Here is a 13,199-nt window from a genome sequence, read left to right on the forward strand (position 1 = left end):
CATATCCTCTAGGAATAATTTTTATTGACTTTTTTACTAGTTTTTGGATATGTCTGTCCAGCATCTATAATACTGAGTCACAAAACTTAAAACCTGTCATTTTAGCCTTAATGGTTGCACCAATAAATCACAACTATCCACAGAACTTGCAGGGCTAAATAATACTTCCTTTTAAGAACGATTATGCTATTTTCTCAAGCTCTTTTACAGGATATTTCCTAAATATTTTATTAAGCTTTGTTGCATATATAGATATTTTTACAGCTTATTAAACTGATAATGAGTATGTTGCAAATAAAATTTAAATATAATTTGCAAATTTAAATTAGTTGCTATCATATATCCGCCACATCAATGACTTACATTCAGCATTTACCAATTGTTAAGGCTAAATTTCGGAAAAGTTTATATTAATTTACTTCAGAAAAATTCAGTCCTACCTTAGTTCATTTTTGGCTGGTTGGCAACCTAGTTAATCCAGCTATTTGTTAGATATTGAAAATGATAATCAGTATGTTTTTTAGATCGTTTTTAACTAGTACATAGTGGGGGCGGTGAGTGTCGCTAGTAGGGTGCGTTACGCTTTACCCTGTATGCGTGCTTGGTGGAAGTTGTGGAGTTAGCCAAGATGATGCGATCGTTTTTAATTCCAAAAGTCAACTAGTAATTGTTTTTCAAAGCATTGTATGTGATAACGAGGGAAATGCTGCATATCTTAAGATGAAATAATTTATGTTTCAGTAAAAATACTGAAACATAAAGCAAGTTGATAAGTCTAAAGTAGTTACTTGCTCAGTTGAAACAAGAATGCTGAAAAGTTAGAAGACTGACTGTAGCATTATCTTGTAAAAATTTATCAAAAAACTTATGTGATGTGATTCTAATACTGAAAAATCCAAAAATACTTAACTCAATGATTGTTTTAGTATTTGAAGTATCAAAACGTAATTAATAAATTAACTTATATCGTTATTTAGTGTTGCTAAATAATTTATATCTAATAAAAAATGATGACTAATAAAATTGAACAGATAGTTAGTAAATCAGATATAGGTGATAATTTTAATCGCTCTATATTAATTTGTCACACAGAACAAACTCACGAAGACTTTGAATTTGTTCTGGCTGGTTTGTCAGCTAAAAATGTAAAAACATATATTTTTAATATACAACCTCTTCTCTATGGTAGCCTAGACTTTGCTGACTTCATCAATAGATTTGACTGGAAAAAAATAGACGTAATAGATATACGCTATTGTAGAGGAATTCCTCGAAGGTGGGAAAAAGGATACAAAAATATTTTCAGAGAATTGAAGCAGTTTCTGGACTTACAAAAATCACAGGGTAATGCCATTTCAATAACTCCATCTTTTGAAACACTAAATTGGGTACTTGATAAAGCAAGTTATATAAAAGAACTTCAACAAAAAGGCATTCCTACCGTTCATACTATTATTGTTTCACACTGGCAACTATCTGAATTTGATATTGCTGATTATCTTAACCAGGATGGGGTTGAGAAAATTGTGTTGAAGCCTGCTATTGGTTCTGGTGCCGATGGACTAGAATTTATTATAAGAGTTAAAAATGAAGCTCATCGATATGAAGTTAAAACCTATAGTCGAGAGCCTGACGATCAAGTAACTCAAAAATTAATTAAATTAAAAAATAATCAGCAGTTATACAATTATTTTCAAAATTCTTGTCGCTGCTTCAATGTATCAAAATTAGTACAAAAATTTGAGAAGTTAAAGCGAGAAATTTCCGCCGTTTTTGTTGGTAATACTCCTCATTTTATTGAACGGACTATAGATGTTAATACAGAAATTGCTCATGAAAAGTTTGGTGGCGAAAATATATTTATTCTTAATCCGCCAGAGGCATGGCAAACCTTTGCTCAAGATGTATATCAAGTCTTGCTAGATTCGGTGAAAAAAACAGTTTCTATTCGTATAGATATATTTGAACTTGTAGATGGAAAACTAATATTGAACGAAGTTGAAGGAGCATCTCATAGAGTTCTGTTTCCTGAAACACTCCAATATTATAAACAAGATATTCTAGCAGAAAAACAAGAAATTTCCCAGCTCAAGTTAGAAACAATGAGTCCGCTCAAAAATTATATAGAAATGTTGTGTAATCTCCACTAAACTCAAATTCTATGGAAACCCGACTATATATGTGTATATATTGGCGCGATCAATCAAGATTTTACTTGATGATGTTGGATTTGAGATTCTAGAATTACCCCATAAAGTGGACTAATTCGCATCAATTCTTCATGGGTTCCTTGAGCTACCAATTGACCTTTATCAATTAATAAAATGCGATCAGCATTTTTGACTGTACTAATGCGTTGCGCTACCACAAAGGTGACACAAGCTTTTTGCTGCATTAAATTATCGAGTTCGGCTTGAATTTGCGTAGCTGTTTTAGCATCCACCGCAGAGGTACTATCATCCAAAATCAGAATACTGTAATCGGTAAGTAAGGTACGGGCGATCGCAATTCGTTGCTTTTGTCCGCCAGATAAACCAACACCTCGTTCACCGACAATTGTGTTGTAGCCATCGGGTAAGCCGATAATAAAATCATGAATTTGGGCAGTTTTCGCCACTTCTATGACCTGTTCTAAACTGGCATTGGGTTTGGCGTAGGCAATATTGTCGCGGATAGTTCCAGAGAATAAAGTGCTTTCTTGAAAGACTATGCCAATATGCGATCGCAAACTTTGGAGTGTAAAATCTCGCACATCGCGCCCATCAATGCGTATTGCTCCCCCAGTCACATCATAAAAACGCGCAATCAAGTTCATAATTGTACTTTTGCCGGAACCTGTCATTCCTAAAACCGCAATGAGTTCTTTAGGCTTAGTTTCAAAAGACACATTTTTTAGGGCTTCGGTAGTGGCTCCCGGATAGCGAAAAGAAACGTTTTCAAAGGTAATGCGGCCACCGCAAGTATCAAATAACATCGCATTTGGGCGATCGCGGATTTCCACAGCAGCATCAACTACTTCAAATACTCGTGTTGCCGAGGCTGCGGCTTGAGCGATCGCTGGGGCAGCAAAGCCAATTAATAATATTGGTTGAAAAATTAACACTAAGTATGAGTTAAATGCTACTAATTCCCCAATGGAAAAGCTATTACCAATTACCTGTATACCTCCGTAGCCAAAAACTGCCAGCGTCACCAAAGTACTCAGCAAAAAGATAAACGGGAATGTATTGCGAATAGCACGAATCGCCTGCATATTTGCACTGACGAGAGCATCATTTAAGGTGGTGTAACGCGACTGTTCCGCCGACTCGCGCACAAAGGCTTTAACTACCCGTATCCCTAGCAAGTTTTCTTGCAAAACCGCATTCAAATTACCCAACTGCTGTTGTATTTGCCCAAACAGTTGGTTATTTTGATTCACAAACCTTGCCATTAACCATGCAGATATCGGGACTACCGACAAGGTAATTAAAGCCAGTTGCCAATTCATGATGAGCAGAATCACGGCAATACTCACCAATGTTACCAATCCCCCAATCACTTGAATCAAGCTAGTCCCCACAAAAGTGCGGATTTGCTCAATGTCGCTGGTGACACGGGTTAATAATTGGGAAGTTTGGGACTGATCATGATAGCTAAAACTCAAATTTTGAATTTTGCTGAAAATTTTGTTGCGTAAATCATAAGCAACACCTTGAGATGCAGCTTCAGCTAAATAGCTTTGACCAAAGTTAAACAAACCCCGTGCGATCGCGGCCACTACCATCCAAGCCGCACTGTAAAGTACTATTTGTAAATTGTGCGGTGCAATACCTTGATCAATTCCCCAACGAAATAATTGCGGTGTCACAGCATTGGCAACTGTCAATAGTAAGACACTAATCAAAGCTCCCACAGAAGTCCAACGGTAATTGCCTAAACTCTTCAACACGCGGCCAATTGACCGCATCGGCGAATTTTGCCGCAGTTCTGGTTGTTGCACCAATTGTCATCACCTCAAATTAGATACTTACAAATAGGACTTAGTAGGGTTTTTATGTTGTAGGGGTGTAATGGTTTTGAATTTCCCCACCCTTGAGTGATCATAAACCACATCACCAAAGTATGAAATTACTCTGAGGACTGACACAAATTTAGTTGTTGAGATAAGGTATCAGAATTTTGAACACTTACACCTCTACAGGAAAGTCAAAAATTCTCTGATTTTTGACTTTTAATTTTTGACTTTTGACTTAATTTCATCCCATTTTCCGTACAGTCACCACAGGTAATTGCACTGTAACATTAGTACCAGATGCAGCATCAGAATGAATAGATAATTCCCCACCATGAGCATGAACAATGCGTTTAGAAATTGCTAATCCCAATCCAGTTCCGTTAGATTTTGTGGAGAAAAATGGCTGCGTTAGTTGTGAGATAATTTCGGCTGGAATTGGCTCACCGCCATTACAAACATTAATTCTAACTTGATCTAAAGATGAATTTTTTACTTCCCAGATAATCACATCTCCACAGGAAACTGCCTCACAAGCGTTACGCACAATATTAATAAATACTTGTTTGAGCTTGTCTTTATCTCCTAAAATTTTGATTGGGTTTGGGCTAGGAATAAATTTAATTTCCCGTTCTAATGCTTCTGGCATTCCCCAAATTAATTTCAGCAACTCTCGAATAAAATTATTGACCTCTAACTCATCCAGTTTTAACACTTGAGGTTTCGCATAAAGCAAAATTTCACTCAATAGATTTTCTAACCGAGAAGCTTCACCTAATGCTAACGATAATCGCTCTTGCGATGCAGGGTTCAAACTAGTTTTTTGGAAATACTTTAATCCCATGAGCATTGTCGTCAAAGGATTGCGAATTTCATGGACAATCATGGCAGCAAATTCACCAATTGCTGCGAGGCGTTCTTGTTCTACTAGTTTGGCTTGGGCGGTTCGCAGTTCAATAGTACGTTTTTCTACTTCTGATTCTAAAATTTGATTAAATTCGCACTGTTGTTGGTAGAGATAATAATTATCTATGGCTGTAGCTGCGCGTTCGGCAAATACTTCAGCGACTTGAATTTCTTCTGGTGTAAATGCTCTGTACTGGCGATGAAAAGAGCAGATTGTACCAATGACTTTTCCTTCTGCTGTTTTTAAGGGTATGCCCAAATAAGCACAGTAACCTTCGGGAATCTGCCCATACTCTGGATTTTTCACTGCATCTTCTACAGCCAAAGGGCGACCAATTTCGATTACTGTGCCAGTGAGTAAACCATGTAGTGAATAAACATGCTCACCCTCCCCCATATCAAGACTACTGGCTAGTACTCTCTCAAAACCTTTTTGGCAAACAGTCACGACTGACCAATCGATTTCTAATAACTCGCTGACTCCACAGGCAATGCTTTGTAGGTAGCTAGATAGTTCTCCAGAGCGATAGTTCAAACAAGATAAAAATGCGATCGCTCGTCTTTCGCGCTGCCATAGTTGTTTTTGCAACAAACTTGTTTTACCATCAGCTTTACTCATATATGCCTGTTGCAGAAGTTAATATTTTTTTATAATCATTAATCCTAAGTTCAAAACTTTTGCCAGGGATACTTCTGGTTTTTTAGAATAATTTAATAACTTTGGATTTTGATTTTATCAATCTAAACAATACTATAATTGCCCTCTTAAATACTAGAGATTTATATTTTTTTTACTATTTTAATAAATTTTAATATTATCGAAAATTGGATATTAAACGACCAAGTAAAATAGTTTACTATTTATTGAGAATAACTATTTTTTTATCACAAGTATAGAAGTTAATTTTAGGTTAATATCCGTTAAAAACTAGCTAACCAATAATAATTTATTTTTTGAATGACTGGAATAAAAACTCAGACAAATTTTCATGTCTTGACTTGTAATAACTATTGATATCTCGAATGATTATCAACCCCTAATGTAGCCAGAATCACAATGCGATAGCTATTACAGCAAATAACATTATTTCAAGCGTACCATACTCCCAGAAGAAAACTCAAGTAAATCGATGAAATGGCAGATTAAAAGGAGTTTTCAGAATAATAAAAGTTATGGCAAAGTGACGCGAGCAAAGTTCATCTGATGCTTATCTGTAATCATGCGTAATTAAATTTCTTCATCAAGAAAAAACAGTATTTATACTGGGTGCAATTGTAAAAAATAAAGCGTATTTTTGATATATATGATACTCATTACATCACTAAACAAGGCAACTCTGAATTAGTTAAGTACAAAAGTGATTTTGAGTGCCTAGAAAACTGACTCAATATTTATGCGTGGGTATTTAGTGTGAAGACAAAATTTATAATTAGCCATACACACAAGCATCAAATGATTTTTAAACCGCGCATAACAACACTGAAACCTTTAACCTTCGGGTTTGTTATTGCCGCAGTATTGTGTAATTATCATCAGGTATACGGACAAACTGCCAACCCGCAGAGTTTACCACCAGGAAGGATAGAAGAAATTCCAGTTACGCCCTTACCATCAGATGCGCTACCACAACCATCAGAACAAGAGCCATTACTTCCGCCTGTGGAATTACCTGATCAATCAACTACAGGAGAGGATGATCCTAATATTAAATTCCGGGTAGAGCGCATTGAAGTTGTTGGCAGTACAGTATTTACACCAAAAGATTTTGCACCGATTACAGCTCCTTTTGTGGGGCGCGAAGTATCCTTTGCAGAGTTATTACAAGTCAAAGAAGCTATTAGCAAGTTCTACACTGATAAAGGCTATGTCACGACTGGGGCTTTAATTTCACCCCAAACACTAGATGCAGGAGTTGTCAAAATTCAGGTAGTGGAAGGTAGTTTGCCAGAAATTAAAATCGTGGGTAATCGACGATTGAATAGCAACTACATTCGCGATCGCATTCGTCTAGGTGCCGGAAAACCCCTAAATGTGCCACGCTTATTAGAAAAACTGCAACTACTCCGGCTCGATCCACGCATTAAAAACATCTCTGCGGAATTGCAAACTGGTACAACTCCCGGAACTAATATTTTACTTGTCGAAGTTCAAGAAGCCGACACCTTCACAGGATCAATCAGTTTGGATAACGGGCGATCGCCTAGCGTTGGTAGTTTTCGCCGGGGTATAGATGTCCAAGAGGCCAATCTATTAGGCTTAGGCGATACCTTGAGTGTGGGCTATACCAATACCAATGGTAGTAATACAATTGCCGCTAGTTACACATTGCCTGTGAATGCTTACAACGGCGCTTTATCTTTTAGTGTTAATCAAGGCTGGAACAACGTTATTGAAGAACCTTTCAGCGTTCTGGATATTCAGTCAAATAGCACCGCGTACGAATTCGGATTTCGCCAACCATTACTGCAAAAACCAACCCAAGAATTAGCCGTGGGGCTATCATTCTCCCGCCAAGAAAGTCAAACAATCATTGGTCTAGATAATATTGGCGGCTTTCCTTTATCCCCTGGTGCCGACGAGAATGGCAGAACCAAAATTTCTGCCTTGCGTTTCACCCAAGAGTATACCCACCGCAGCAGTACACAAGTTTTCGCCGCGCGATCGCAATTTAGTTTGGGAGTCGATTGGTTGGGAGCTAGTGTCAGTGAAGAGGCTCCTGATAGTCGCTTTTTTAGTTGGCGAGGACAAGCACAGTGGGTCAGACAATTTGCCCCAGATACCTTGTTTTTAACTAGGGCTGATTTACAACTAGCCGCAAATAACCTAGTACCTTTAGAGCAATTTGGACTAGGTGGACAACTAAGCGTGCGGGGTTATCGCCAAGATACATTACTCACAGATAGCGGCTTTTTGTTTTCCTCAGAATTTCGCTTTCCCATTGTGCGTGCTAACAAAATCCAAGGAGTTTTACAACTAGCACCATTTGTTGATGTCGGTCAAGGCTGGAATACCAAGGGTAATAATCCTTCCACCAATACCTTAGTCGGTGCAGGGTTTGGGCTGTTATGGAAACAAGGAAATAACTTTTCTGCCCGTTTGGATTGGGGCATTCCTATCATCTCTGTGGATGGCGACAAGCGATCGCTCCAAGAAAACGGATTGTACTTCTCTATGCAGTACTCACTGTTTTAATCAAAGTGATTAACAATTCCTTTGATGGGGAATCCTAAATTTAGGCAATTGGAAATTGTGGGTATCAAGGGCGAACTAAAAATATGAAAACAAGTATAGTTGCAAGTGGGATAGGATTAGCTATTATGCTCCTATGGAGTAATGCTGCCAATGCCGAGGTGAAAACTGACGGCACACTCGGCACCGCAGTGTCTCAACCAAGCAGCACTAGCTTTGATATTACCAACGGTACCCAGTATGGAAGTAACCTCTTTCATAGCTTCGGCCAATTTTCCATACCTAACGGTACTACTGTCACGTTCCAAAATCCTACTAGTGTACAAAACATCTTCGCCCGCGTCACAGGTGGTAGTTTATCAAATATAGATGGCACAATCAGCGCCCAAGGTAGTGCGAATTTATTTCTACTGAATCCTGCCGGGATTTTATTTGGGGCTAACGCTAAACTGAGCATCGGCGGTTCTTTTGTCGGGACAACCGCCGATAGCATAGTATTTGCCGATGGGTTGAAGTTTAGCGCCACCAACACCACATCTCCGTCCTTATTAACCATGAGCGTCCCCGTTGGATTACAACTTGGCAGCAATCCAGGAATGATTACTGTTCAAGGAGCCGGCCATAATGCCAATTTTCTTGCATCAACCCAGATATCTGGACTCAATATTGGCACCAGGGGATTACAAGTACAATCTGGCAAAACTCTAGCATTAGTAGGTGGAAATATTGCCTTGGATGGCGGGTTACTCTCTGCACCGGGAGGACAAATAGAACTGGGTAGCATCAGCAACGCTAACGTGACTCTCAATTCCACTTCCCAAGGATTTACCCTGAGTTATCCCAATACTGGGAATTTTGGTGATATTACTCTGACCCAACGTGCTTTAGCATCTACACGCGATCTCAGCCGAGAAAATGGCGGATCTGTCAAGATTCAAGGAAAACAGGTCAGCATCCGCGATGGTTCTTTGGTATTTGTTCAAAATCGTAGTAACCAAGCTGCTGGTGATATTGTTGTTAATGCTACAGAAGCATTGAATATTATCGGTAAGTCCCCTAAGTTTACAAGTTCTAGCAGTTTAGTTAATGACACCGTATCTTCTGCGGCCGCAGGGCATATCATCGTTAATACCCCGAAGTTAAATATTGATCAAGGTGGTTACATCATCAACCGCACATTTAGCGCCGCTACTGGGGGTAACATTATCATCAATAGTGATGCAATAGATGTCAATGGTTTTGCACCGGGTGATCCTTCTCCTTTTCGAGCCGTCAGCCAAATATTAGCCGCTTCTTTTGGTAAAGGAAAAGGTGGAGATATTTCCATTACTACGCAAGATTTATCTGTTTCAGCCGGAGCCAATATCGCAGCTAGACCTTATTCGTCAGGTAAGGGCGGCGATCTGAATATCAAGGCAGATACAATCCAGGTATTAGGTGCAGGAACGCCAAAAGGTAGTTATTTTACTTTAGTTTCTGCCGCCACATTCGGGCCTGGTGATGCAGGTAATTTGGACATTAAAACCCGTAAATTATCTGTTCAAGGTGGTGCTAGAGTATCGGCTTCAAGTATAGTTTTAGGCAATGCAGGTTCACTGACTATCAATGCTTCCGAATCCATTGATGTGAGTGGGATGAAACCTGGAGAAACCCCCAGCTATATTGGTACTGCTGTTTTGCCTGTAGGCGCTTTTAGTACAATTTCCCGTGCTAATGCTGGCAATACTACTATTAACGCCCCCATTGTTAACGTTTCTGATGGGGCGACGATTTTTGTCCAAAATACTGGCTCTGGTACAGCTGGTAATCTGCTCATTAATGCCAATACCCTGACACTCAAAAATGGTGGCAACCTTTTAGCCTCAACAAAAGCAGGCGAAGGTGGTAACATCAACCTGCAACTGCGAGATTTATTACTCATGCGTGATGCTGGCTTTATTAATGCCGAAGCAGGTGGTACTGGCAATGGTGGCAATATTATTATTAATGCTCCAGTAATTGTTGGGCTAGAAAATAGTGATATTATTGCCAATGCCGTGCAGGGAAAAGGCGGAAATATTGCAATTACAACTCAAGGTATTATTGGTCTTAAATTCCGCAATACTCTGACACCAAGAGTTGATGTGAGCAATGATATTACAGCGAGTTCTGCATTTAATTTGAATGGCTCAGTAGAAATTAACAATGTTGGTGTTGACCCCAATTCAGGTTTAGTTGAATTACCAGCAAATGTCACTGACCCATCGCAAAAAATAGCTAGTGGTTGTACTGTCAATACTAGTAGTAGTTTTGTTGCCATTGGTAGAGGTGGAATACCGCAAAATCCAACACAGGATATAAGGAGCGATCGCACCTGGTCAGATACTCGTGATATCTCTGCATTCTACACCAAACAACCAGCACAAGCCCAAATACAAAAATCTCCAGAAACACTTGTCCAAGCTACTTCCTGGCGACGTAATTCTCAAGGAAAAATTGAATTAGTTGCTGTTCACATTGGCTATACACAACCGGATTTAACTTGTGCTGCTGTTCATAAAAGCTGAAAAAAACTCACCATAACATTACACAGCTACCCCAATAGCAAAATTTATTTTGGGAAAAATAGACACAAGATAAATAATTACAAATAAGTTGATGAAAGTAACTTTTGCTAACTTAGGTTTAATAGGTGCATTCTACATCTTAGCTATTGGTAACAGCCATGTTCAGGCAGAAGTCAGACCCGATGGTACTCTCGGCACTGCTGTGTCTGGAAGTAATAGTTACAACATTACTGGCGGGACTGTTGTTGGCAATAATTTATTTCATAGCTTTAGCCAATTCTCTATTCCTACAGGTGGTTCTGCCACATTCGGCAGTAATTCTGGCATCCAAAACATTTTTAGTCGGGTGACTGGTGGTGATGTTTCTGATATTAATGGTTCCATCACAACTAATAGCGGTGTAAATCTTTTCTTACTCAACCCTGCGGGGATTATATTTGGAGAAAAAGCTCGCTTAAATGTGGGTGGTTCTTTTGTGGGAACAACTGCTCATAGCATCAAATTTGCTGATGGCAAAGAGTTCAGCACCAACATAACTCAATCCCCATTGTTAAGCATGAGTGTACCTGTAGGGTTACAACTTGGAGGCAATCCAGGAACTATTTCCGTGCAAGGAATGGGAAATAATAGTAAATTAGACCCCGCATTTCCTGTTTCTGGATTAACTAGTACAAATGGCTTACAGGTTAAACCTGGAAAAACACTAGCTTTAATAGGTGGTAATCTCGCTCTCGATAGTAGCTTTCTTTCTGCACCGGGAGGACGAATTGAACTAGGCAGCATAACTCAAGGCAGTGCAAATATCAATCTTACGCCACAAGCATTAACATTTAGCTATCCAAGTAATGGTTCTAGCTTTGGGAATATCCAAATGAGTCAACGTGCTGTTGTATCTGTAGAGGGAGCAAGTCCAGGTTCAATTCAACTCCAGGGTAAACAGATTGATCTTCGGGATGGTTCTTTGCTGGTAGTACAACATTCAGGCAACAGTCAAGCAGGAGATATTACTGTTAATGCTACAGAGTCGCTACAGGTAATTGGCAGATCCTCAGATTTTCTTAGTTCCAGTGGCATAGTCAATGAAGCTCTACTATCAGGAACCGCAGGAAATATTGTGATTAAAACTCCAACATTAACAATTGATCGCGGGGCAATTGTTATGAGTCGTAGTTATAATTCAGCCCGTGGTGGTAACATCACAGTCAATGCTAATGCAGTTTCTGTGGGTGGGGTTGATCCGCAAGATCCATCTACTGTTCCGCTCTTTGGTGTGCTTGTTGCTGCTGCTTTTGGAACTAAGCCAGGTGGAAATTTATCGATTTCTACCAATAGCCTTTCAATTTTGGGCGGTGCTAATGTTGGTACAAGGAGCTTTTCTAGCGGTAAGGGAGGCAATGTTAAAGTTACTGCTGATACTGTGAATATCTCTAGTTTGAATGCTCCCCCTGGATCACTTTTTATCAGTTTGTTATCAGCGAATACTTTTGGCCCAGGAGATGCAGGAGATTTACGTTTAGATACTCGGAAATTGTCAATAGAAGATGGGGGTTTAGTCTCAGTTTCGAGTGTGAGTGAAGGGGATGCTGGCAACCTTACCATTAATGCCACTGAATCAATAGATGTGAGCGGGATGAAAGACGCAGCAAATCCTAGTTATATTGGAGCGATCGCTCGTTTATTCATACTGAGAACTCCTACAAAAATTAGTAACAATAGTACCGCTAAAGCAAATGCAGGTAGCGTCACAATTAATACTCCTAAATTAACCATTCGTGATGGCGCAAGAGTGTTTGTTGAAAATGAAATTCAAGGTGATGCAGGTACTTTAAATGTTAATGCCAATACGTTATATCTCAACAATGGTAGTAGTCTTTCTGCATCCACAAAAGCTGGTCAAGGGGGCAATATCAATCTCAAACTCCGCGATTATTTGCTTATGCGTAATGGTAGTTTCATTAATGCTGAAGCTGGTGCTGCTGGCAATGGTGGTAACATTACCATTAATTCACCTGTCATTCTGGGTTTAGAAAACAGCGATATTATTGCCAACGCTTTCCAAGGTAAAGGCGGAAATATTGACATTACAACTCAGGGGATTTTTGGTTTAGAATATCGTCCGCAACTAACACCAGAAAATGATATCACTGCTAGTTCACAATTTGGGGTGAATGGGACAGTCGAAGTGAATAATGTTGGTGTTGACCCCAATTCAGGTTTAGTAGAACTACCAGCAAATGTTACCGATCAATCGCAGCAAATAGCTAGTGGTTGTTCTAATACCAATGGCAGTAGTTTTGTCGCCACAGGACGAGGAGGAATACCGCAAAATCCGACACAAGAATTAAGGAGCGATCGCACTTGGTCTGATGTGCGCGACATCTCTGCATTCCACACCACAAAACCTGCACAAGCCCAAATCTCTAAATCACCGGAAATACTTGTACAAGCTACTTCCTGGCAACGTAATCCTCAAGGCAAAATTGAATTAGTTGCAGCTAAATCTTCTAGTCAGGCACAACAAGTATTAACCTGTTCTGCTGTATCCGAAAAATAAAGTTATAAA

General features: G+C 39.4%; 6 protein-coding genes. 4 read left to right on the forward strand and 2 right to left on the reverse strand.

The features are described from left to right. Nucleotides 1–1,007: 1,007 nt before the first annotated feature. Complete coding sequence (locus H6G74_RS01920; RefSeq protein WP_190966039.1) at nt 1,008–2,150, forward strand: hypothetical protein; 1,143 nt, start codon at nt 1,008–1,010, stop codon at nt 2,148–2,150. A 53-nt stretch (nt 2,151–2,203) separates the two neighbouring features. Here the strand turns inward: H6G74_RS01920 and H6G74_RS01925 are convergent, their stop codons facing one another. After that, complete coding sequence (locus tag H6G74_RS01925) at nt 2,204–3,949, reverse strand: ABC transporter ATP-binding protein (RefSeq protein ID WP_190966108.1); 1,746 nt, start codon at nt 3,947–3,949, stop codon at nt 2,204–2,206. A 289-nt stretch (nt 3,950–4,238) separates the two neighbouring features. Next, complete coding sequence (locus H6G74_RS01930; protein WP_190966040.1) at nt 4,239–5,519, reverse strand: GAF domain-containing sensor histidine kinase; 1,281 nt, start codon at nt 5,517–5,519, stop codon at nt 4,239–4,241. A gap of 834 nt (nt 5,520–6,353) precedes the next feature. On the opposite strand from H6G74_RS01930, the gene H6G74_RS01935 reads away from it, so the two are divergent. The 3 genes from H6G74_RS01935 (at nt 6,354) to H6G74_RS01945 (ending at nt 13,190) form a co-directional block, all read left to right on the forward strand. Further along, entirely contained in the window at nt 6,354–8,093 is a 1,740-nt protein-coding gene (locus H6G74_RS01935) for a ShlB/FhaC/HecB family hemolysin secretion/activation protein (protein WP_190966041.1), read from the forward strand. A gap of 83 nt (nt 8,094–8,176) precedes the next feature. Then, complete coding sequence (locus H6G74_RS01940) at nt 8,177–10,636, forward strand: two-partner secretion domain-containing protein (protein WP_190966042.1); 2,460 nt, start codon at nt 8,177–8,179, stop codon at nt 10,634–10,636. A 91-nt stretch (nt 10,637–10,727) separates the two neighbouring features. Beyond that, nucleotides 10,728–13,190, forward strand: coding sequence for a two-partner secretion domain-containing protein (locus tag H6G74_RS01945; protein ID WP_190966043.1), 2,463 nt, complete (start codon nt 10,728–10,730; stop codon nt 13,188–13,190). Nucleotides 13,191–13,199 lie beyond the last annotated feature (9 nt).

Source organism: Nostoc spongiaeforme FACHB-130, assembly GCF_014698475.1.
GTDB classification, from domain to species: Bacteria; Cyanobacteriota; Cyanobacteriia; order Cyanobacteriales; family Nostocaceae; genus Nostoc_B; species Nostoc_B spongiaeforme.